This window comes from Geitlerinema calcuttense NRMC-F 0142 (genome assembly GCF_030285425.1).
Genome location: NZ_JASVEJ010000010.1, coordinates 19,106 through 43,317, shown reverse-complemented (window position 1 = coordinate 43,317; position 24,212 = coordinate 19,106). Strand labels below are relative to the sequence as shown.

At 49.4% G+C, this 24,212-nt stretch carries 11 protein-coding genes and 1 pseudogene; 6 read left to right on the top strand and 6 right to left on the bottom strand.

Annotated features, from left to right (window positions below):
• Positions 1 to 43 precede the first annotated feature (43 nt).
• Complete coding sequence (locus QQ055_RS02700; protein ID WP_284475285.1) at positions 44 to 1,708, top strand: iron uptake porin; 1,665 nt, start codon at positions 44 to 46, stop codon at positions 1,706 to 1,708.
• Positions 1,709 to 1,751: 43 nt separating this feature from the next.
• On the opposite strand, the gene QQ055_RS02695 is transcribed toward QQ055_RS02700, so the two are convergent.
• Positions 1,752 to 2,216 (bottom strand): MgtC/SapB family protein, encoded by a 465-nt coding sequence (locus QQ055_RS02695; protein WP_285964313.1) that lies wholly within the window; start codon positions 2,214 to 2,216, stop codon positions 1,752 to 1,754.
• Between the two features lie 154 nt (positions 2,217 to 2,370).
• On the opposite strand from QQ055_RS02695, the gene QQ055_RS02690 reads away from it, so the two are divergent.
• Complete coding sequence (locus QQ055_RS02690) at positions 2,371 to 3,774, top strand: ABC transporter substrate-binding protein (RefSeq protein ID WP_284475282.1); 1,404 nt, start codon at positions 2,371 to 2,373, stop codon at positions 3,772 to 3,774.
• A gap of 282 nt (positions 3,775 to 4,056) precedes the next feature.
• Positions 4,057 to 7,209, top strand: coding sequence for an ATP-binding protein (locus QQ055_RS02685; protein ID WP_284475281.1), 3,153 nt, complete (start codon positions 4,057 to 4,059; stop codon positions 7,207 to 7,209).
• 156 nt (positions 7,210 to 7,365) lie between these two features.
• On the opposite strand, the gene QQ055_RS02680 is transcribed toward QQ055_RS02685, so the two are convergent.
• A complete protein-coding gene (locus QQ055_RS02680; protein WP_284475302.1) occupies positions 7,366 to 8,091 on the bottom strand; it encodes a Crp/Fnr family transcriptional regulator in 726 nt (241 codons plus the stop codon).
• A 310-nt stretch (positions 8,092 to 8,401) separates the two neighbouring features.
• Here QQ055_RS02680 and QQ055_RS02675 point away from each other — a divergent pair, with 310 nt between their 5' ends.
• Positions 8,402 to 9,166, top strand: coding sequence for a DALR anticodon-binding domain-containing protein (locus QQ055_RS02675; protein ID WP_284475280.1), 765 nt, complete (start codon positions 8,402 to 8,404; stop codon positions 9,164 to 9,166).
• 131 nt (positions 9,167 to 9,297) lie between these two features.
• Here QQ055_RS02675 and QQ055_RS02670 read toward each other — a convergent pair whose 3' ends face one another.
• Positions 9,298 to 10,110: a Cof-type HAD-IIB family hydrolase gene (locus tag QQ055_RS02670; protein ID WP_284475301.1), complete on the bottom strand. Its 813-nt coding sequence runs from the start codon at positions 10,108 to 10,110 to the stop codon at positions 9,298 to 9,300.
• A 171-nt stretch (positions 10,111 to 10,281) separates the two neighbouring features.
• Between QQ055_RS02670 and QQ055_RS02665 the strand changes: the two genes are divergently transcribed.
• Positions 10,282 to 10,686, top strand: coding sequence for a hypothetical protein (locus QQ055_RS02665; RefSeq protein ID WP_284475279.1), 405 nt, complete (start codon positions 10,282 to 10,284; stop codon positions 10,684 to 10,686).
• A 240-nt stretch (positions 10,687 to 10,926) separates the two neighbouring features.
• Positions 10,927 to 12,840, top strand: a complete 1,914-nt coding sequence (locus QQ055_RS02660) for a GTPase family protein (RefSeq protein WP_284475278.1) — start codon at positions 10,927 to 10,929, stop codon at positions 12,838 to 12,840.
• Positions 12,841 to 12,868: 28 nt separating this feature from the next.
• On the opposite strand, the pseudogene QQ055_RS10785 reads toward QQ055_RS02660, so the two are convergent.
• The 3 genes and pseudogenes from QQ055_RS10785 to QQ055_RS02640 form a co-directional block, all read right to left on the bottom strand.
• Positions 12,869 to 19,066, bottom strand: a pseudogene (locus tag QQ055_RS10785) (AAA family ATPase).
• A 126-nt stretch (positions 19,067 to 19,192) separates the two neighbouring features.
• The gene (locus tag QQ055_RS02645) at positions 19,193 to 21,412 is read right to left on the bottom strand and encodes a carotenoid oxygenase family protein (protein WP_284475277.1); all 2,220 of its coding nucleotides are present in this window, start codon (positions 21,410 to 21,412) and stop codon (positions 19,193 to 19,195) included.
• A 45-nt stretch (positions 21,413 to 21,457) separates the two neighbouring features.
• Positions 21,458 to 24,148: an AAA-like domain-containing protein gene (locus tag QQ055_RS02640; protein ID WP_284475276.1), complete on the bottom strand. Its 2,691-nt coding sequence runs from the start codon at positions 24,146 to 24,148 to the stop codon at positions 21,458 to 21,460.
• Between the last annotated feature and the right edge of the window lie 64 nt (positions 24,149 to 24,212).

Below are 24,212 nucleotides of genomic sequence, written 5' to 3'. Positions count from 1 at the left end.
CAGGCTCTACATTTATTCCATTTCAGGATGTGAGGATCGTACAGTGCCAACCTTGTGGAGGTCTGCTCTTCATTTAGTCTCTTTCTTCGTACTCGCTCAATGGATGGGTTTAACTGCCGCAGTTGCCGAAACTCCATTGCCTCTCTCAACAGAGGCCCAAGCTGCCCCCTCTGAAACGCCAATCCCCCTGGCGGATAGTCGCCTGAACTCGCTTGACCAAATTCTGCACTACAGTAACGAACGTCTCCCTAACAATCCTTCCATTGGTCAAGTCACCTCCATCTCCCAGTTACGCGACGTACAACCCACCGATTGGGCCTTCCAATCCTTACAATCCTTAGTTGAACGCTATGGCTGCATTGCCGGATATCCCGATGGCACCTATCGAGGCAACCGAGCGATGACTCGCTTCGAGTTTGCCGCCGGAGTCAATGCCTGCTTAGACCGGATTAATGAACTGATTGCCGCAGCCACAGCCAACGCGCTAACGCGGGAAGACCTTTTAGTTATCCAACGTTTGCAAGAAGAATTCGCCGCCGAACTTGCCACCTTGCGCGGTCGCGTGGATGCCCTAGAAGCGCGTACAGCCGAACTCGAAGCCAATCAATTTTCCACCACCACCAAACTCTTTGGCGAAGTTGACTTTGGCATCGTTGATTCCTTTGGTCGCTCTCAAGACACCAACACCACCCTAGGGGGGCGCGCCATTCTCAGCCTCGATACCAGCTTCACCGGGCGCGACTTACTGCGTACCAAATTTGAAGCCGGTAACTTTGTGAACTTCACGCGCGACATCACGGGAACCGATATGACGGCCCATGATTTCGGCACCAATGCCTCAACTTTCTTTATTAGCTCGCTGTTCTATCGCTTTCCCATCGGTTCGCGGTCTACGGCCTATATCATCCCCGTGGGTCTAGCTGCCCACGATATGACCGCTACTCTATCGCCCGTGACAGCGGCTCAATCTGCCTTCGCGCAGCGCAACCCGATTTACCGTCAAAGCGATGGTGGGGGGGCTGGGGTCGATTTTCGGTTTAGCGATGCGGTTTCGCTGACGCTGGCGTATCACGGCCCGCCGAGCAGCATTTCTAATCCTTTACCGGGTCAAGGGTTGTTTAATGGCTACCATGCAGCGTTTGGACAACTGACCTTTTTGCCGAGCGATCGCTTTGGCTTGGCACTCACCTATATTCGTTATTATTCCCCCGGCCCCAACGAACCGGGACAAATTAACCTGACTGGGGGAACGGGCAGCCAATTTGCTCAAGCGCCCTTTGGCGATGAGACGGCAACCTCGGCTCATTCGGTGGGGATTCAATCGAGCTTCCGCCTCACCCGTGGAATGGTGCTGGGGGGATGGGCGGGTTATAGCCGCGCCAGGGCTGAAACGAGTCCGGGTTTTGGCGTTTCCAGGGGCGATACGGCCGATGTGTGGAACTGGGCTGTGGGTTTAGCCTTTCCTGATTTAGGACGCGCCGGAAACGAACTCGGTTTTATGTTCGGGATGCCGCCCAGAGCCGCCGGAAACGATGTGAGAAACCGCGTCGATCGCGATGTGTCCTATCATATTGAAGCCTTTTACCGCTTGCACATTACGGACAATATTTGGATTGCTCCGGCTGCCTATGTGATTCTCAACCCAGAACATAACAATAATAACGATCCGATTTATATGGGTTTGGTTCGCACCCACTTTAACTTCTAGTCCGGTTGAGCAGAGGCGTGTTTGCGAGCGTCTGTTACTCGTTTTAGGTAAAGGTTTCGAGTTTTTTAAAGAGTTTCAGGACAATAAAGGCGATCGCCGCCGCCGTGAGGCTTAACTGCCATAACCCGCAACCTGCCGCGACGCCCAGGGCCGCCGAAATCCAAATCGCAGCAGCGGAGGTGAGGCCGCGCACGCGCATTCCCTCCGAGTCGGGTTTAGACTCGCGCAGGATTTCGCCCCCCCCGATGAATCCCACCCCAGCAGCAATGCCTTGAATAATCCGACTCAGAGCATCGCCGCTGCGGAGGGCGTCACCAATTTGAATCGAAGTGAGGACAAATAAGGCAGATCCAAGACTGACGAGAATATGCGTTCTCAGACCTGCGGGTTTATGTTTAATTTCGCGCTCTAAACCAATAACGGTTCCCACTAGAACGGCTATCCCTAATCTGAGGAAGGTCTGGAGCCAGTCGTTTAAGCTAAAGGTATAAGGTTCTATGCCTGCCAATCGTTGGTTCCCCGCTCAATACTATAAGTTCATTATCCCAGAGCGTTTCGTGGGTTAAAGTAACTTTTGTATTTGCGGTCACGTTAAGCGAGTCAGGAACCCAAGCGTTAACCTCTAATCAAGGCTGATACCTTTAGCGATTACAATTATTGCCATGAGCCAGAAAAATGAAACAACAACACTGGTTTTAGCGCTGTTGATTACCATCGGCGTGGTGGGTGGCGGTCTATGGGTGTTAGCCAACTGGCTAGGCATGGATCTGCGAGGTTTGGTGACGGGCACGCCGGGAGAGGTATCGCAACCGGGGGGAGAGGTTTTAATCAGTCGGGGCGATCGCTGGTTAATTCCCGGAACGACTTCTCCCCAAAAGCAAGCAGCGGCGGAGGCGATCGCAGCCGGAAATTATGCAGAGGCGATCGCGCCTTTGGAGTCTGCGCTTCAGACCAATCGCAACGATCCAGAGGCGCTGATTTATCTCAATAATGCTCGAATTGGCACGCAACAAGCCTACTCGATTGCGGTGGTTGTACCCAGCAGCACCCAGATCAACGCCGCTAAAGAACTCCTACGCGGAGTTGCCCAAGCTCAAGAGAACATTAACCGCGCCGGGGGGATAAATGGCGTACCCCTGCGGGTGGCGATCGCCGATGACCGCAATACGCCGGAAATGGCTCAACAAGTGGCCCGAAGCTTAGTCCGAGATTCAGAGATTTTAGGGGTTGTGGGTCACTTTAGCAGTCCGGCTATGTTAGCTGCTGCGCCGATTTATCAGCAAGGTCAGTTAGTGGTAATTTCGCCAACCAGTACCTCAGTACGCCTCTCAGCGGTCGGGAACTATATTTTTCGGACAGTACCGAGCGATCGCTTTGCGGCGAATGCCCTCGCCCGCCATGCCTTATCGCAATTGCGGGTGCAGCGCGTAGGGGTGTTCTTTAACTCCGCCAGCGATTACAGCCAATCGTTGAAGGATGAGTTTACCACGGCCCTGTTTGCCGATGGCGGTCAAGTGGTGGCGGAATTTGATTTTGCTAGCCCCACCTTTAATCCGGGAAATGCGGTAGAAAGCGCGATCGCCCAAGGCGCACAGGCCATTATGCTCGCCCCCGATTCGCCAATGGTCGATCGGGCGTTGCAGGTGGTGGCGGTGAATCGTCGCCGCCTGCCGATTTTGGCGGGCGATAGTATCTATACAGCCAATACGCTGCAAGTCGGGGGCGATAATGCCGTAGGAATGGTGTTATCGGTGCCTTGGCATATTTTAGGTAATCCGCAAGCGCCGTTTCCTCGCGAAGCCAACCAGCTCTGGGGAGGGGAGGTGAACTGGCGAACGGCAATGGCCTATGATGCGACTCAGGCGTTATTGGCAGGGTTGCAAAGCAATCCATCGCGGGCGGGAATACAGCAAGCCTTAAGTGCTAATAACTTTAACGCGACGGGGGCGGCTGAGGCGATTCGGTTTCAACCCTCTGGCGATCGCGCTGCTGCGGTGCAGTTAGTCACCATCCAGCCGGGGACTCGAACGCCCTATGGTTTTGAGTTTGTTCCCCTACGCCCGTAAACCTTCAGTAAGAGGTATTCTCTTATACAAATCTTTACTTTTTTCCCCGTGAGTTTGTAGGACAATGAACCATAGTCCTCGAACCTCAACGTTGCTTTAACTGGAGGTTCGGCAATCTTATTCCGACTTCCGATCTTTCTAGGGCGCTCTGAGATTGAATGGCAGTTGGTTTTCACCGTCACAGAATACGGCTAGCCCTGTGTAACCCTGCTACCGTCTCGGCGCTTACCCCTCCCCATTGCAATGAATAATAGCTCGCTAGCGGGAAAAATCGTTTTACGAATGAACTGGATCTCGATTTGTGAAGTATTCAATGCTTTACATCAGGCCGCCAATGCCAGAAATCGGGTTTCCCTCGTTCTGATTGCGGGAGCGTGTCCTCAGTTATGCCAGCAGTTGGAACAGACTTGGAAAAATGCTGAATCTTCTCTGAAACAGTCCTCCCTGGCGATCGCCTTAACCCTCACGAAAACGCCCCCTAGCGACACGTTACCGCTAGCAGGATTAAAACCCCTGTTAGTCCGGCTCAATCTAGCAGAGGTGGCCGCCAGCCTCACCATTTTGAGTTCAGAATTAAATGTCTGGATGCAACTGCAAGCCGTCGGTTCCAGTTCAACTCCAGAGCAATGGGAGTTAACCCTAACCTTCGAGCCAGACGCGATCGCCCAATGGCTGCAACGTCCGGAAACCCTCGCCATCTTGCCGAATCTGGCTTACCTAGAACCCAGCGATCTGCAAAACGATCGCGCCCTCTTACGCCGCCTTTGGTTACAATTATTGCCGCTCATGGAGCAACAGCACTCAACCGCCACCCCTGAACCTCAGCTTCCGCGCCCGCACTCCACCTTTCGCCCCCCCTCCCTCCTCAGCGACGAAAGTTTATTTAGCCAGTCTCCTTACGGCATCTTTTGGGAAAGCTTAGATGGAGGCCTTTTGCGAGCGAATCCCGCCTTTTGTCAATTGCTCGGCTATACAGAAATTCAACTGCGCCATCTAGATGCGCGTTCGATTTCTCACCCCGAAGACTTTGCGCGCGAAGTCAGAGCCATTCAAGCCTTGCTCCATCAATCTTCAAACCCGCAAATTTTCAAAAAGCGCTTTTTCCGACGCAATGGTTCTGTCGTGTGGACTGAAGTCTGCTTGTCCATCGTTAAAGCATCCGAAGCCGAAGAACCCTATTTATTAGGATTTGTCACCGATTTAACCGACTTGCGAGCCTCCGAGCGCGATCGCGACGAACAGAGCCAACGCGAGGCGCTTGCTCATCAAATTGCCTCCCTCGTTCGCAGCCATTTAGAGTTACCGAGCATTCTGCAAAAAATGGTCGAACTGCTGCAAACCCACCTGGGTGCCGATCGCGTGGTGGCTTACCAATTGCTTCCCAATCACAGTGGTGTCTGTTTGGCTGAAGCTGTAGACCCGGCCTATCCTACCCTACAGGGTCAAATCTTTGGCGCAGAATGCTTGCCCAGTACCTATTTAGAAGCTTACAGTCGCGGTCGTTTTTGGCTGGCGACGGATATTCAAGCGCTAGAGTTGGCGAAGTGCCATCGACAAATGCTGGATGGCATCCGGGTACGGAGCGCGATCGCTGCCCCAATTTTACTCTCGCACGACCGCCTGAGCGCCGCCAATACCGAGGATTCCCCTACCCTTCATCCCGAAGAAAACACGCTTTGGGGGCTGCTGGTGGTTCATCAGTGCCGTATGCCCAGACAATGGACGGTGCAAGAACAGCAACTCGTTCAAGCCGTGGCCGAGCGCATCGCCCAGGCGGTAGAACATGCGGCTCTGTCGCAGCAGTTGCGGGCCTATGTTCAGGAATTAGAGATTCGGGTAGCTCAACGGACTCAATCTTTAGCGCGATCGCTAGCCTTAGAAAAGCTCTTGCGCCAACTGGCTCAACTGGGTCGCGATCGCGCCTGCACCGAAAAGATTCTTCAAAGCGTTGCTGTGGGTCTCACTGAGATGTTTCAGCCAGCACGGGTTCGCATTAGCACCTACGAGGCTCGACAGCAAGTTTTCCGACCAACCGAGGTAACGCCTACTGCACCGTGGATGCTGGATGCCCAAAGCTTGTTAGACCGCCCGCAAGGAGAACGCCTCAATTTACCGGAAGGGGGGACGGAAATCCTCAAACCCATTCAAGACGAGCGCGGTTTGCTGGGTGCCATTCAGCTTTATTGCCCGCAGTCCTACCTATTGGAGTTTAGCGACTTGGCGTTAATTGAGCAGGTGGCCAGCGAATGCGCGATCGCCCTGCGTCAAAGCCATTGGCAGGTTCCAAAATCCGCCAGTTCCGAAAACGCCAACGACTTTCACCTGTTTTTAGAAAAGTCTGTTGATGTCTTTGTGGAGTACGATGCCGATACCGATTTGGCGGGTAATTGGGTGTTTCGCTGTCTTTACCTCAACCCTGCCGGGGTCGAATTTTTGGGCGATGCGGCGGCGGCGATTGGACAGCCGATTCGCACCCTATGGCGCGATCGCGCGACCGAGATTGAACTGGCTCTCAAACAGGTGTTTCACCAGGGCGAACAGATGTTTGTTAGCCATCAGTTCGTCTCCGGCACCCTGGAAAGCCTTTATATTCCGATTGCCAGTCCAGCCGGAGGCGTGCAGCGAGTTCTGGCCATTTATCGGGATGTCAGCGAATCTCGCCATCAATGGCAATCTCTCCAGGAACAAAACCATCAATTGACGGTGGTGAATCGACTCAAGGAAGAGTTTATCGCCACCACCAGCCACGAATTAAGAACGCCCCTAACCGCTATTATGGGATTTTCGAGCGTTCTTTTGACTGAAACTTTTGGCTCGTTGAACTCCAAACAAAGAGATTATCTAGAGCGGATTAACGGCAGCGGCAAGCATTTATTAGAGTTAATTAATGATATTCTCGACCTATCGCGAATTGAGGCTAATCGACTTGAGCTAGAGCCGCAGTTAGTCTTTATTCAAGAAATCTGTGAGTCGATTGTGGGATTACTGCAAGAACGGGCTGGCAGTCAAGGGATTGCGCTGGAGATAGAAATTGACCCGACTTTGGAATATATGGTGACAGATCCAAAGCGGCTCAGGCAGATTTTGTTAAATTTACTGAGTAATGCGGTGAAGTTTACACCGAATGGCAGCGTGGGTTTAAAGGTCTATCGTTCGAGCGAGGGGCAAAACCCAAGGGTGGCAAACTGGGTTCATTTTTTGGTTTGGGATACCGGAATTGGCATCAGCCCAGCCAATCAGCATTTACTGTTCTCGCCCTTTTCTCAGATCGATAGCTCTCTGTCCCGCAAGCATCAAGGTACGGGGCTAGGGTTAGCCATTGCGCGCAAATTGGCAGAACTCCAAGGCGGAACGATCGCGCTAGAGTCCTGTTTGGGAGAAGGGTCGCGCTTTACCCTCTCGTTACCCTCCCCTGCCAATCCAGCACTGGCATAAGGGGGCGGTGCAATGGCTGAGGCTGAACCTCTCTTCTCGGCGGGTCGCAATCGATCGTTTGCCAGGGTCTAGAGAGGCTAGCATTCAGAGCTGGACAGGGTTTGAGAGTTGAGTGAGAACGGGACGAATTTCTAAGAGTCTAGGTTGGCTCTTGTGCTATTCGGTCTTGGGGGCGTCGCTAGCCGGTAGGCAGATGAGATTGTCTCCTTGGGTCCGAATTAAACCGCGCGATCGCAATTTACCCATCAGGCGGGTGACTGTGACGCGAGTTGAACCAATCGCGCTGCCAATTTGAGCGTGAGTCAGCGTCCAAGGTAAGCAATAACCGTTATCGCAAGGTTCCCCATGTTCTTCAACTAACAGGGTAATGAAACCTAAGAGGCGGTCAATGGTTCGACGTTGACCGAGGGTACTGAGCCAGAGCAGCTTGCGCTGGTGCTGATAGCGGAAGGCGTCCATCACTTCGCGGCGGAAGTGGGGCCAATTATCGAGATCGTGCCAATACATCCAAATCACGCTAGTTTTATCAACGTGAGCGTAGCTTTGGATGGTAAAGGGAGATTGCGCTACGATTTCAAAGGGCTGTCCGGCACCCACAAAGCCTAAAAAGGCTTCTTCGGGGGTCCACAGGTTGGGGTTAGACTCGCGACGGCGCGTAAAGCGAGATGCGGTACTGCTCGCGGTTGCACTGACTTGAGAAATGCTAACCAGCCGCACCGATCCGCGTTGGACTAAATACAGTAAACCGGGTCGTACAGGAATTTTCTCGTCTTTGCTAAAGGTGCGGCAACGATAATGTTCTTGGGCCCAGTCAATGACTCGTTGCCAGGTTAGGAAAGGACGAGATGCTTCTGATTCTGAAGGCATGGAGGAGGAGTACATAAGCATAAGCATTGTGGAGATTGGGATGTTATCAAGGGAAACACCTTGGCTGCGCCTACAGTAGCTAGCTGAACTGAACTTTTCCCATCCAAATAATCTACTGTTAGCAAACTCGCCCGGATCAAAATCACTCTCAAGTTGGCGTTCTTGTGCTATGCCCTGGATGATTTCTAGGGTAACAAAGAATACCTACTCATTACCAATTTATTGTTTTTGGTTCTACTTTGTTTATTTTGATCCAAAGTTCTACCCAAAGATAGAAAAACGGTGAAGTAAAAGAAAATCTAAAGTTTTTAACTCTGTTGATGGCATGAATCCCCCGCTGGAAACAACTGCGATCGCCTTGGGGCTGCACCGCCAGATCCAAACAACCTTAAGCCCTTTATTTCCTAGGGATCTACCAATTTTTACCCTCCGCTTAGTTGACAAAACGGTCGCTTTTAGCTACTCCTGCGCGATCGCCCGACAAGTGGCAGCCTGTCTTTACACTTCACCCGAAACCGTGGCTTGTCAAATGGCTGACACCCTTTCTGAGCGATCGGAGTTTGAAGTCGTTCTCAAACCGGAAGGATGGCTAGAATTCGATTTGCGCGATCGCGCTGTTATCCAATGGTTGCAGGCTCGCCCCCAGAACCCGCTAGCGCCCCATCCCGGCTGGCTATCTCTGCACTTGCCTCCCCTGGATGCCGAACGCCAATTTCTGGGGCAATATGCCCACGCTCGTTGCTGTTCGCTGCTGCGGGCGGGCGATCGCATTTCCCCTTCCTCCCCGCTTCCCTGGGCATCGGTGCTGGCTCATCCCCTAGAACGCCGCTTGGTTTACCGCATCCTAGAAGCCCACGATCTCCTCAGCTTCCCTCCCGGCAAACAATCCGAACGCCTCGCCCTCAAACTGCTGCAAAACCTCAGCCAAGAAACTCTATCTTTTGAGAGAGCGTGTTTAATTTGGGGATTGGTGAAAACCGAAAACCTAGAACTGGCAAGGCTTCGTCTGAAACTGCTGAGTCTGGCTCAATCCTTGCTCCACACCTTGCTAACCCCGATTTTAGGTATTTTTGCCCCTTTCAGTCTCTAGTGATAAGAAATACTTTTCATTGAGGGGGGTGACAATCCCAAGCAGGTCGGCTATATTAACTCTTGTGTGAGGAGCGAACCAGTGAGGGCACCGAGACGAAACACGGCCAGTCGTCGGTGTCCTTTCTGATTTTAAAGGAATTTTTCGATTGCAGCGATCGCGCCATCCTCCTCAACCGTTGGCGCTACCCAATCGGCTATTGCTTGCACCCCAGGTGGAGCGCTCCCCATCGCCACCCCAATTCCGGCATACTCCAGCATCTCCAGATCGTTAAAATTATCACCAATCGCCATCACATTCTCCGGTTTTATCCCCAGATACTCCTCCGCCAGATAGCGCACCGCCGTTCCCTTATTCACTAAAGGATTAGTCGCTTCAAAGAACGTCGCTACCGACTTCGTTAAGTACAACTCCGCTGGGGTATAGCGCTTGCGAAGCGTTCCCCAAATGTTATCAATTAATTCAATATCATCCGAAAGCGCTAGCAGTTTCGTGGGTTCCGTCGTCAAAGCCTGTCGCAAATCGCCCACCGGATGGGCTTTAACGCTAGAACGCATCGTATAGGCTTCCGTTTCATTGGCAATTTCGCGCACGTAGAGGCGATCGTTGATATAGAGATGAACCGAGATCAGATCCCGGAGTGCAGGCTGTTCAAAATAATCGAGTAACTGATGGGCAGATTCTAGAGATAAAGGTAAGTGACGGTGGCGAACCTGCGTAATCGGGTCTTGAATCCAAGCGCCTTGGTAGACAATTAGGGGAAGATCCGATTGAATCGCCTGATGAAAGCGTAAAGCAGAACAATACATTCGACCTGTAGCGATCGCCACTTTAATCCCTTGCGCCTTAACTTTAGCGATCGCCTCCTTCACACCTGGGTTAATCTCATTAGACTCTCCGGCGATCGTGCCATCAATATCTAACACCAGCAATTCAATATTCATGATCGGCTTAGAGGTGAATGGACTGTACCAATCAAATTTTGCCTTACCGAGCGCTTCTGTGAAGTCTAGACTGGGAAATACCCCCTTGTCTGTCTTTTGCCAGACGAAACAAACAGCCGTCATTCGTCACAATCAACCCTAGGACAAACCATCGGCAAGGAGACAATATCGATGATTAAACGTCGCTTTCAGCAGTTTATAGCGCTCTGCTTCCTGTCAATCCTATTATTTGGCAGTTTAGCGTTTAGCCCAGTTGGTAGCGATTCTGCCTTCGCCAACCCCTTCATCAAAGAAGCAGAATCTCCGGGTAAATTATCAGAGCAAACCCGCATCGATCCTCACCAAGCCGCCCGTAAAGCTGATGAAGCTTCCCAAAAAGTGTTAGAGAATTTAGATAAAACCAAAGAAATGGTCGGTAAACCCGGAGAGCGCAACCGAGGCTTAGAGAAAGCCAGAGAACACGCCAGCCAAAAATGGGAAAGCCTAGCAGAAAAAGCCCGTCAAGCCGAAAATAACGACGCTTCCCTCACCCACCCCGAAAAGAAAGCCCTTAAGCACGTCCAAGGTCATTCATAATAGGGGTTAACACAACTGCGGCACTTACCCCTCAGCACTCTCTTCCCCAACTTCCAGTTTCCCGATCGTCACATCTTGCATCAGTGCCAGAAACCGGGTTTCTCGACGAAAAATTAAGGGTTTCAGCTTGAGCAATTGGCAAGAAACCCGGTTTCTCAGGTCTTACTCAGGATGGTGTAATATCTGAGCGTTCGGAACTTGCTACAATCTCACTTTCCACTCAGCACTCAGCACTCAACTATGGTGCGCTTAAAACTTTGGCAATGGGTTATCCTAGCACTCCCGATCGCAATAGTTATCGGCTTCCTGCTCTTGGCGGCGGGCGTTCAGATTCACACTTGGCGAATCAATTGGATTTGGGCAATTTTTACGATCGTCTTAGTCGGGTGGCGCTGGTTATTGGTACGGTGGACAAAACCCGCCTTTAGCGAAATTGAAACCGTTATCGCTCAAGTGAATGCCGATATTGAATCTAGCGCAACAGAAGCTCAGGCCATTGGCGGTGATGCGGCTACCCAAGTTGAAACGAAGTTACAGGAAATTTTAAAGGCTTCGCAGAACGCGCCACCCCTTTGGGAAGATTGGCAGACTTTTTGGCAGCAATGTCAAAGCGTGGTTGTTGCTGTAGCACAAGCTTATAATCCTCAGCAGCGCTATCCCCTGTTAAATATCTATATTCCCCAAGCTTATGAGTTGATACGGGGAACCGTGGATGATTTAGATCGGTGGATGCAACAGCTATCGCCCGCGTTAAATCAAGTGACTGTGGGGCAAGCCTATCAAGCGTATGAAGTGTATCGTAAATTAGAACCCTCAGCGCGTAAATTATGGCGGGTTTGGAATTGGGCGCAGTGGGCTTTAAATCCGGCGGTGGCGGCGGCGAGGGTAGCCAGCCAACAGTCTAGCAACCAGGCGAATCAGCAGTTATTAGTCAATCTCAGCCAGTTGTTACGGGAAGCGGCTTTACGCAATTTAACCCGCAGCGCGATCGCCCTTTATAGCGGTACTCTTCCCCCCGGTGTGGAAATTAAGGCGACAACCCCAAAGTTACCCCAGGCGCAAACCCAAACCCTCCGCGATCTGCTCGCTTCAGCAGAACCGCCGGAAGTAGTAGCCCAAAAGCCTGTAAGCATCCTGTTGGTGGGGCGCACGGGGGCGGGTAAGAGCAGTTTAATTAATACCTTATTCCAAGCCGAACGCGCAGCGGTGGATGTTTTACCCAGTACCGATCGCATTCAAAATTACCATTGGGAAAGCCAAAGCGGAGAAATTCTCACCCTATGGGATACGCCGGGATACGAACAAGTCAACCGGGAAGATTTACGCGAGTTGGTGCTTGACTACGGACAAAATGCAGATTTGCTGCTGTTGGTAACGCCCGCCCTCGATCCGGCGCTGCAAATGGATGTGGACTTTCTTCAGGAAATCAAGGCGGATCGAGAAGATTTTCCAGTCATTGCCATTGTGACTCAGGTGGATCGCCTGCGACCGATCCGCGAGTGGGAGCCGCCCTATAATTGGCAATGGGGCGATCGCCCTAAAGAGAAAGCAATTCGCGAGGCGACAGAATACCGGGCGCAATTGTTGGGGGAATATTGCGATCGCGTTTTACCCATCGTCACGGGCGATAGCCAAACGGGGCGCAAGCAATGGGGAATCGATCTGTTATCGATGAGTTTAGTAGAAGCGATCGCGCCAGCCAAACAACTGCGTTTAGCCCGATTTTTGCGAGACTTAGACGCCCGCACCCTCGCCGCCGCTCAAATTATCGATCGCTTTACCTTTCAAATGGCGACAACTCAAGGGCTAGCGGCGTTACTCAAAAGTCCAGTTTTGCAATTCATTTCAACGGTTTCTACAGGTTCGCCACAACTGGCTTATCTGTTAGCCGAACAAATTCCCGTCGAACAGTTACCCATCGTCATTGGTAAGTTACAAATGGCTTACGAACTCTACTCCCTACTAGGTTCTGGGGAAGAAGGGGGACGCAATTTTGACTTACTGGCCCTCTGGCCGCTATTGTTAGAAAACCCCATGCCCCCAGAACGCAATGCTTGGGCATCTGGTCATGCTTTAGTGGAGTATTGGACAAAAAATCTAACGATTCCCCAACTTCAAGCCCAGTTTGAGGATTATTTTCATAACGCAAAGTGAGGGGAAACCCACTGCGCGTTTTCAATCCCTAGGCGACTAAAGTGCTTAACGTTCGATCCACCCAAGTGCGATCAAAGATATGGGCATAAATCCGATTTTGCACCTTCAGATAGCCTTCTTGCTCCATCACTAAGCCAGATAAGAGTAACTCTTCCACTTCCGAACTATCATCAACGGGAATGCGATCGCGTTCGAGAATTTGCTGATAGCGTTCTAAAACGCGGCTGGGTTGGGGGTGGCCAAACAAAAGGCGATCGCGTATCGTTCTAAAATGTTCGGGTTCGTCTTGGGTTTCCCAATTCTCGATTGCGTATTTTCTCACTAACTCCTCAATCCACATCGCCTCGTGGTTTGTGGGAATCGAGTCGCTCTGATTGGCGATGAACCGACAGAGTTTTTGGGCTAAAAAGGGCTGTCCATTGGTCCAAGCTAAGATTTCCTTCAGCACGGTTTGCGGGTTGCTGACTTTCTCGGTTAAGCCGTGTAACAGAGGTTGGGCTTCATGCTCTTTAAAGCCCTCCAAGCGAATCGCCTGACCGATATTAAATGGCGTTCGGCGCGGATCGATAATTAAATTAGAAGGCGTCGCCACTCCAAACAGCGCAAAAGTTAAGCGCTGATATTCGGGGTTGAGGCTGCGCTGGTTATAGCAAGAGCGAATTAAGGCGAAAAAGTCATTGACGGGGAAGTTCAAGCCAAGAACGCTGTCAATCTCATCGAGGAAAATGATAATTTGGCGAGATTTAGGGTTGTCTTCATCCCCGACATGAACCAGGAGGATTTCTTCAATAAATTGGCTAAAAAGCTGAACGGGGGAGAGTTCGGTGCGTTCGTTCCACCAAGGCTTTAAGATGACTTTCCCGACGAGTTCTAGGGATTTCCACAACTCCACCATTAAGCCTTTGTACCATTGTTCGGGGGCAACGGTTTCGCTACCAATCCGAGTCATATCAATGGCGATACAGCTATAGCCTTCATGTTGAAGATGCTGCATCATCCGTACCATCAGGCTAGATTTACCCATCTGGCGAGGGTTCAGCACGTAGCAAAACTCGCCCTGCTTCAAGGCTTTGTAAAGATAACGATCTGCGGAACGGACCACATAGGTTGGCGCATCCATTGGTAAGCTTCCGCCGACGTGGTAATCAAAACCGGAGGTTTGTTCGGCGTTACGCAGCAAATCGTTTTCAAACCGGAGTTCGGCTTGCGTCGCTTTTAAAACTTCTAAGGTTTGAGAGAGTTCGTGGGTACGTTCTTCTACCCGTTGTTCTAGGGTGCGATTGTATTGAGCGAGTTGATTTTTGGCTTGTTCGAGGGCCTGATTTTTAACAGCGAGTTCTTGGGTAAATAGCACTCGTTCGCTTTCGGCTTGCTTGCGAAGGGTGATGTCTTGGAAGGTGGCGATCGCATACACAATCTTTCCCTTATCATCAAAAACGGGGGTACCCGATACTTCTAGGAGAATTTTGCGATCGCCCCTGCGAATCTCTAAATTATCAATGGTTGTCCGATGTCCCTGCAACGCCAGTACAATCGGTTGTTGCTCGGTGGGGTACAACTGTTCAGTTCCCGCCAGATAAGCTTGATAGGTTTCAGTCAGTTGGACAATGGCGGTTCCTGGAACTACACTTTGACCTAAAAGCTGTTGAGCAGTTTGATTGGCGTAGTAAGGATTCCCGTTCGCGTCAATGACAAACACTCCCAAGGGAATTCCCTCTAGAAATTGCTTCAGCCGTCGTTCGTCTTCGCGTACCGCCTCTTCAGCACGCTTGCGTTCGATAATCTCTTGTTTGAGGTTGGCGTTTAAAGCGGCCATTTCTTCGTAGAGGCGAGCATTTTCAATGGAAATGGCGGCTTGCGCCGATAGCAGCTTTAAGACTTCTAGGCGTTTAGGGGTAAAGGCTCCAGTGGTCAGGTTATTCTCTAGGTACAACAAACCGATCAATTTACCGTGATGGGTAATGGGCGTACATAAGACCGATTTGGGTTTAATCTCGACGACATAGCGATCGCTGGTAAACATTCCCTCGCGGCTGGCATCTGCTAAAATGACATCCTCTTTGGTTCTCGCCACATAATGAATCAGAGAACTCGGAAGTTGGGAATGGCTTTCTACAGGAGTTGATTGACGGATAATGGCTCGCTCTTCATCGACTGCACCTTGAGCTTCAATTAAAAGTTTGCCATCTTTTTCTAAGATTAGAAATCCCGTTTGAGCGCCCGCATTTTCAATCGCAATTTTGATTAAGCTCTCCAGCAGCTTATTAAGGATAATTTCTCCGGCTAAGGCTTGAGAGGCTTTAATCACCGAGATCGCATCTAGACTATTTCCACTGGCGCTGGTAGGGGTTAAACTGCTATTACTTCTTGAGGTTGTAGGAGTTCTCAAGGAGGATTGAGCTAAAAAGCGCTTGTGACTCAATTCTAAGTTTCTAACTTTTGCCACAGCCCCCCAACGAATGTAAGCATTGTGGGATTTCAGCACATAAGTTTTGGCAATATCTTCCATCCCTCGCGCTAGATAAAAGTCGGCGGCTAGCTCATAAGCGAGGGCTTCTTCATGCAAATAATTATGAGCTTTGGCGTTGCGAATCGCCTGTTCGTACAATTCCATCGCCTGAGCAAATTGTCCCAAAATTCGGGCTTTTTCTGCTGCTACCAGTTCGTATTTATGTTGGTAATTCATGGGGGCAGAGTTTGCCCAAGTTTGGAGTTGATTGAGGTGTCCCTCTAATTCAGTTAAAGTATTGGCTTGACTGGCTGGATCTAACTGGGGATAGTTTGCAGCCAGGGTCAGAGCATAGTAAAAAGGGAGTTGCCCAAAGACCATCAAACTAGCCGCACTTTGTTGATATTTTACAGATTCTTTTGCATGGGCGATCGCGATTGCATAATCTCTAAACAAATAGTGCAGGATGCATTTAGCCAGATGGAAGGCAAATAGGGAGGTGAAATTATTCGTTTTTTGCAAGAAGGGCAAAGTTTTGGTTTCATCAAATAACTCGCCCTTAATCTCTTTGGGTTGCTCAACTTCGTTTCTTAAATTCAGAACAACTTGGCTCCAAAGATTGAAGTAATTCACATAAAAATCTTGTTTAAGGCTGTAAATTAAACCCAGAAGATCCTGTTGTTTTTGATGGACGTTATCTAACGGTTCTCCCACCAAGGTTATGTTAGCACACCAAGTCGCTGCTCCAGTACAAGCATATTCTAAGTCACCTGTATCTAAGCCTGTACTAATAGATTGATGCAGCATTTTAGCGGTTTGAGAAGCAGATGTTTTCCAATGTCGAACACTAGCATTTAAAAGAACTTCTACCTTACATTGAATTTCTCTAGCATTCAGTTCTTCTAACAGCCAAGCCCCCAATTCTCCAAATTGATATCCTAACTCAAAGTTAAAAAAGATTCCGCACAGCAATGAACCATAATAAACATAGGCAAATGGTGCTAGAGGAGAATTACCTTCTGTAATACAAAGATTAACCGTGGTAAAGACAAGCTTGGGGAGAAATGCGGGATTTGCAATATAAGCAGGTGCATAAAGAATCATTAACACTCGCATCGCTTCCAGCTTTTCAGAAGATTCCATTAAAGGCAGCTTATAAAGCTGCGAAATATCTTCAACTTGGGGCGGAGATTCAGACAGTGAAATATTTAATAATTCTAAAGCATACAAGCCCACATCAATTGCAGTTTGCATTTGGTTTTGGGCAATATTAAATTGTACCTTGATTTCGTAGATTTTGACTTTTTCTAGCGGAGTTTTAGCATATTTAAGTACAATATTACTTAAACGCTCGGCTTCTTCAAAGTCAGTGTTGAGATAAGTCGCTTCAACCGCTTCAGTATGCAAATCTCTAGCCAGGATGTAGTGATTTTTCCAAACCGTTTTAGGCAGAAGTTGCAAGCCCGATTGTAAATACTTGACGGCGGCACTATAAGCGGTGGCAGACTTGGCTTTCTGCCCTGCTAATAAATTCAATTCTGCTAATTCTCGACGCTTCGCATGACTGGTGAGTAAATCGATGCCAAAATTGAGTTGGTTCACCAAAGCAAAAATATTCTCTTTGCGTTCTTCGGGCGAGATATTTTCCAGCAATAGCTGACCAATTTTGAGGTGAGTCGCCTTCTTATCGCCATCGGGAATCAGAGAGTAAATCGCTTGTTGAACTCGGTCATGTAAAAAGCGATAACCCACTTTAACACGTTCGCCGCGATCGGCAATAAATCCCGTTTCGCCAAAAGCCAAAGGAATTTTATAACTCGTCGATAGCGGTAAAATCAGCCCCGACTGTAAAGCCTCCCAAAGTTGACTGGCGGTGATAAATTCAGAGGCTTTATATACAATTGCCAGAATATCTAGATTAAATTGGTTGCCAATACAAGCCGCTAATTTTAGGACATTTTGGGTTTCAATCGGCAATTGGAGAATATTACGAGCAATCAGTTCAACAACGTTGTAATCGGTGATGCCAACCGTTTGAATCTGCTGAATATCCCATTGCCAGGTATCGGTTTCAACTTGATAGACTAATAACTTTTCGACATAAAGGGTTTTGAGGATTTGAGTTAAGAAGAACGGGTTGCCTTGTGTTTTATTAAACAGTAATTCAACCAGCGCTGTTACCTGTTGAGAATCAGGCGGTTGAGTTAAGGTTTCGCTGACAAGCAGACGCACGCAATCCATCGGTAAAGGTTGCACGGTAATGGCGTGCATTAGCGTACCCGTCGCTTGAATTTTTTCTAGCGTTTTCACTAACGGATGCGCTGCATTCACCTCATTATCGCGATAAGCGCCAATCATCAAGAGGTAGCGGCTATTCTCATCCGTCATCAACAGGTGAATCAGATTTAATGACGCAGAATCTGCCCATTGTAAGTCATCTAGAAAGATAACCAGGGGATGTTCTTTTTGACAAAAGACACCGAGAAATTCCCGAAAAACGCGATTAAAACGGTTTTGGGTTTCTGCTGCCCCTAATTTAGGCGCTTCGGGCTGGGAACCGATAATTAATTCGAGTTCTGGGATAACATCAATAATGATCTGAGCATTGGCACCTAATGCCTCTAAAAGTTTGGCGTTCCAACGAGAAACTTGGGCTTCGCTTTCGGTTAAAAGCTGGCGCAACAGTTCTTGAAAGGCTTGAATGAGTGCGGCGTAGGGAATATTACGCTTAAATTGGTCAAATTTACCTGCAATAAAGTATCCCCGCGCTTCCACCATCGGTTTATGGACTTCGTTAACGATGGAGGTTTTTCCAATACCGGAGTAACCTGAAACGAGCATTAGTTCGCTTTGTCCGGTGGCAGTCTCGCTTTTTCCGGCAACGCGGTAGAATGCTTCCATTAATAGGGCAATTTCTGACTCGCGTCCGTAGAGTTTTTGCGGAATTAGCAGTTGGTTGCCGCGATCGCGCTGACCTAAAGGAAAGGGTATAATTTGCCCCGTGGTTTGCCATTGGTGCAGGCAGGTTTCTAGGTCAAACTTTAGCCCATAAGCGGTTTGATAGCGATCTTCGGCATTTTTCGCCAGCAGTTTGAGGATAATGGCGGATAAGCCTTCGGGAATTTGGCAATCTTCTACCTGATGCAGGGGGATAGGAGACTTGGCAATATGACAATGGACTAACTCGATGGGATCTGGGGTAGAAAAGGGGAGCTTTCCGGCTAAAATCTCATAGAGGGTAACGCCTAGAGAATAAAAATCGCTGCGGTAGTCAATCGCCCGATTCATTCTCCCGGTTTGTTCTGGGGACATATAGGCGAGAGTCCCTTCAATCAGTTGCAGATTGTTGACGCTGTGATTTTCTTGGGAAAGGCGCGATGCAAAGCCAAAACCTGTTAGCTTCACGCTTGGCGTCTGGAGATCGAGAATAATATTGCTTGGTTGAATATCTTTGTGAATGACTCTGGCTTTGTGGAGTTCTGCGAGAGTATCGGCTAGGGCGATCGCAATTTGCAAGCATTCGGCGATCGCAAGTTGTTGTCTTTTGAGGGTTTCTCGTAAAGATTCCCCTTCAAAGTCTTCTAAAATCAGCGCAAAGCTATTTTGATACTTCTCTAGGCGGTAAGGAGTCGCCACGCCGGGGCATTTTAAGTCTTTGGCGACAGCATACTCTTGGCGCAGTCGGGTAATCTCTTCGAGGGTGGGATACTCAGCCCGCAGAAGCTTGATAATGACGGGTTGTTGGGTATTGCGATCGCAACCTCAATACACCACCATTCTGTTTTCTTCAGAAATCTGTTCGATAATGTCGTACCCACGGATCGCAACCCTAAAAAACTCCCCAAATAGCCAGGTGCTGAATTGGGTTAAAGATTAGGATAGAGTTCTATTGCTGAAACTAAGCTAGCCTACGGGTAATTCTTTTTGGGGATAAACCCACTCTTGAAAGAGGTCTTGAATTTCTTTCGAGTGTTTCTCCATAATCGGCTGATAGTCTTCCTTCACGGGAATGCAATACGCGGCTGTTCGTCGTTGGGCTTTCTCCAACCAAGTTGCATGAACGGTAAACCCAATGTTCATTCTCAGATGGGCTAACTTACAGATCGGGGCTTGGAGATTTCGCGCATCAAAAATCCAAATTTCATTCCCGTTTGTTTGCGGATCGTCGCCCTCACCGTAATGGACAATACAGACAATATAACCGTCTGTAGAGCGATCGCCACGAGCGGATGGCACAAACTGGGGAGAAGTCACATAATAACCATCGGGAAATTGATAAGAGTCAGCAATGCTTAAACGTTGGGGCTGGTTTTGGCGATCGCGTTCAATCTGGAGGCGAAGAAGGTTAGATTTACGTCCTTCTTGGGTAATTTGTTGGATCAGATTCAAGCCAACTTCTCGATAGGGATAGTTTTGGTAGAGGCTGAGAATGTGGGGGAATAATAAATCATCCCAACAGCCCAAACATCCCCAATAAATATCTTCTAAACGATCGGGAGAACCGTAGGGAGAGGTTGTGCGATAACTGGCGATCGCAGGCCCCCAAGTTAACTCTAGATCCATCACCAGTTGGGGATTTTCACCCACTTCCCCAGTCCTACCATTAATCGTCCAGCATCCCAAACGGCTGATATCCGTCGGCCCGTAAAGGACGCCATACAACCGTTGTTTCTCTAGTGCTGGAGTTGGAGTGGCAAATTCATCAAAATCAAACATGGAGATACATTCCCCCGCATCCCACGCGCAAACATGGGAGAAATGCAGCATAATTTGGTCGTCGGGATTTTTGTAATCGACCGAGAAATGAGCCGCTTCGTAGGGAATTACCGCTTTTTTCGCCTCAACAATCCGAGTCCCCTCTTTCAAGTCTTGACGGCGAATGATATAGATATCGTTATTGGCTAGTTGCGGATGGTCTAAAATCTTCCGCGCCCAAGCTTCTAATTGTTGGGCTTTGTGAGATTTGAGGTAGGGCAAAAGCTCTTCAATAGAGACCTTAAAAGCGGTATCAATCACAACAATGTAATCTTCCGTCAGCCCGATTTGATGGGTCGTTTGTTTAATTTTTATCGGGCGTCCGTTGTGGTGAATGCGCCATTTCTTAAAGTCGCCTTTGCCATCCCAAATAATAATATCCAGAAAGTTACCAACAAAGAACTCCACAATCGCCCGCAGAAATTGCAGCAACAACAGGAACAAATGTTTCAGTTTTGCCCAAAGGGTTTCAACTGGGGTATGATATTCGCCCACAGCAGTTTCTAGGGGAACAGTAGATTTCTCTGTGGATTGGACTCCAGCAATCGAGCGCAAGATCGCCACAATCGGGATAATCTGAGACAGCAGGTTAGAGAGCGATCGCCCTGTAATCGGGATAATCTGAGACAGTAGGTTAGAGAGCGATCGCCCTGTATTGGTCGTCACCACCTGTCCGCCATCCGTGTTGGGATCGAAACAGGGATGGGCCGCTGTTTGGATCGCCTGAAAAGGGGGAGGGGGTTCAAAGGGAAGGTTAACTAACTTGGTTACAGGTTCCCACTCGTCATTGCGCCCAATGGGGGTAACAGCTTCTAGGGTCACGGGATCGAGTTCGTAGGGGCGTCCCATATCCCAAGTGACCAGCAGGCGATCGCAGCCCTCTTCGGCAAATCTGACGGGCAAAAAAGCCGTGTTTAACTGGTTGCGGAGACCTAAGCGTCCTGAAACCCGCGAGATCCCTAAATTTTTGAACCGCAGATCGGGAGAGTTCTGGGAACCCTGATACTTTGGATCGTAAAATGTCCCCAAATCGGCATAATAACAGGGCGTTTTTATAATGCGAGTGGTGAGGGAAACGCCCTGTTCTAAAGCGTCAAAGTCTAACCGATAAACCATCCCCTCCCCGTTATACAAAAGCGTCGTGCCATCTTGGCAGGGTGCGACAATTGGGGAATGCGAATCCGCCTCAGCCGCGACAGAACCCACCGGCCCGACAATATAAACATGACCGTAGATATCGGCAGGGAGAGATCCGTCTATCACTTCTAACTGTAAAGGTGGGCCGCTAGCATGGGGATTATCTTCAGGTTTGCCAAACTCTTGGCGACTGACCGATAATACAGAGCGGGGAAAACGAGCGCCAGTCATTCAACCTCCCAGCATCAGAAGTTTTTCAGTAGAGCAATGCTGATTTTATCGCTTTCTTTGTAACATAAAATACTGGCGATAGAGTTCGCAGCTCACAATCGCTGTATTACCCAAGGACTTAATTAGCCCCATGCTGCTGAGTTTATACATCACGATGGACTCTAAGGGAACGGGTTCAGTAGAGTTTAAGACGGTATAAAAGGCTTGTGACAGTTCCGGTTGTTCTTGCAAGGTCACTTGATGTCTTTGCAGGTGGTGGATATAAATCCCTTTGGTCGTAAAAGCTGTTTCTTGCAATTGCTCGATTGTCGTGTCGCCGCGACTGAGGTGATAGAGGGCTAAATGAATTAAAGCCGGATGGCCGCCAACCAAAGACATCAAGGGTTGCGCTTGTTGGTCATCCGTCCACCGCAGGCCGTAGCGCTGGGCTAAGGTTCTGACTTGTTCTAGGGTGAACCGACCGAGTTCAATGGGCAAACCCACATTAAACGGCGACTGTTTTAATTGCAGGGGAACGTAAATTTCGGTGGAGTGAACGATAATTAGGCGCAGCTTTTGCCAAATGGGATGTCTTTTGGCTTCTTCGTACCAAGAGCGAAACAGGGGTAAAACCTCTTTGGCGACATGGGGATGCTCAAAAACATAGTTGACTTCATCTAGAGCCAATACTAATGGCATCTGAATTTTTTCTAAGAGGTAGCAGTGGAAATAGAGGGTACAACTGATTTTGCTGCCAATATCTTCATCCCAATAATCATCTAATTTGGGTTCTAGCTGCAATTGGCGAGTGACGTTGGCACACAGCCAGCGGAGGAAGCGGTTTAAATCGTTGAGGATGGCGCTGTCAATTTGCTCTAGGCTCAGGGTAACGGTGTGAAAGCCTTGGGTATTGGTATGGTCTAAGGCTCTGAGCATCAGCGAGGTTTTGCCCATTTCTTTGGGGGCTTTGATTCGCACTAGCGCCCCTGGTTTTTTCATTTCATCGTAAACCTGGGCTTCTACTGGGGTGCGTTCTAGGTAAAAGGGGGAATCGAGGGGAACTGCACCGCTAGGATAATAGGGCGATCGCGCGGGCTTTATCTCTTGGGCCGCACTCGACCGATAGGGGGGGATTTGATACAGGGGAACGGGTTCGGGAATGCCTTTGAGTTTGCGTAACCCCAGTTTAATCACCTCAACTTTTAACAGATGTTGAACTTGGTCATAAACCGATTGAGATAAACAAATTCCTCCCGGTTCGGCCTGTTGTTGCAGCCTAGAAGCCAGGTTGACGCCTTTTCCCATCACGTCATCGCCTCGGAAAAACACATCGCCTAAATGGATGCCAATGCGATGATAGAGAATGTCTCGTTCGGGAAGGTTGCTGGAGGCGATCGCAAAGGCTTCTTGAATGGCGATCGCATAGGAAACGGCTTTTTCGGGACTTTCAAACGACATTAACAAGCCATCGCCTAATGATTTGAGGACTTGTCCGCCAAACTGCTGGCAGAGTTGACGCATCTGTTGCAAGTCGCGTTGAACCAAATGTAGGGTATGTTGTTCGTCTGCAACCATCCTGGCGGTTGAGGCGACAATATCCGTAAAAATTAAAGCGGCTGAAACAGAAATCATCTCTAGTGGGGAGTTTTTGAGTTTTAGCGCTTGGTTGACCCAATCTAAGTTGAAAATTGCAGCGTAAATGGGATTATGTACCTCCCATCGGTCTTGATGGCGAGCGATTAATCCTAACGTTTGCAATTCCAAGCATTCAGGCGGGTTGTCAGCGATCGCGCGTCCTTGCTGTAGAATTCCCTGATAAAGCTTGAGCAATTGCTGGGTTGAGCGCGTTGGGGAAAAAAGGCGATCGCGAATTGCGCGAAAATGGACGGGTCGATCTTGTGCTTCCCAAGCTTCAATGATTTGAGTTTGCACCATATGCTCAAGCAGGTGAGTTTCTTCCCCCTTCCTCAGAATACCCGCGCCTAGGTGGCGATGCACAAGCGAGTATAATTTTTGCGTTAAGAACGGCTGTCCCCGCGTCCAATGCCAGATTGCCAGTGCCAGGGCTTGGGGATTTTCCACTTGAGCGCCCGCCAGAGAAGCCATGCCATCGGGTTGCAACCCATCTAGAGTTAGGGCGCGACTGACGGCAAAGGGGTTTGCTTTGGGACGATTTCCAATCAATTCGCGGGGGGTGGCGGTGCCCAATAGGGCAAAGGTGAGTCTTTGATAAGCCCCATCAGCAGCGCGGCGATCGTAGCATTGGCGAATCAGGGCAAAAAACGCATCGGTCGAGAAATTCAGACCCAGGACGCTATCCACCGGGTCGATAAACAGGACAATATTTTGAGGGATTTGGCTGAGTAAAACGGTTTCAATCCACGCTTGCAAGCGCTGCACGGGGGATAGATCCGAGCGCGAGTGCCACCCGTTGCGCCGATCGAAGGGTACCCCTAAGCCGCTGGCGAGCGTCTGAACGATCCCGCCATACCATTGCTCTTCGGTAATCTGCTGGCTGCCAATCCCGCTTAAATCTAGCTCAACACAGACAATCCCTTGTGCTTGGAGTTTGTCCATCGTGCGGATTCGCAAGCTCGATTTCCCGGTTTGCGGTGCATCCAGGATATAGCAATAGTCTCCTGCTATAAGAGCTTCCTCCAGTTCGGCGTCAGCCTGTCGCTCGATGTAAGTGGGAGCGCCAAGGGGCAAGCTTCCACCCAACTGATAGTGATAAGGAGCGTTGAGTTTAGCGGTCATCGACAATGTTCCAGGCGCTCGCAATGATTTGCGGTGTTTATGTTAATTCTGGCACCGTTTTCAC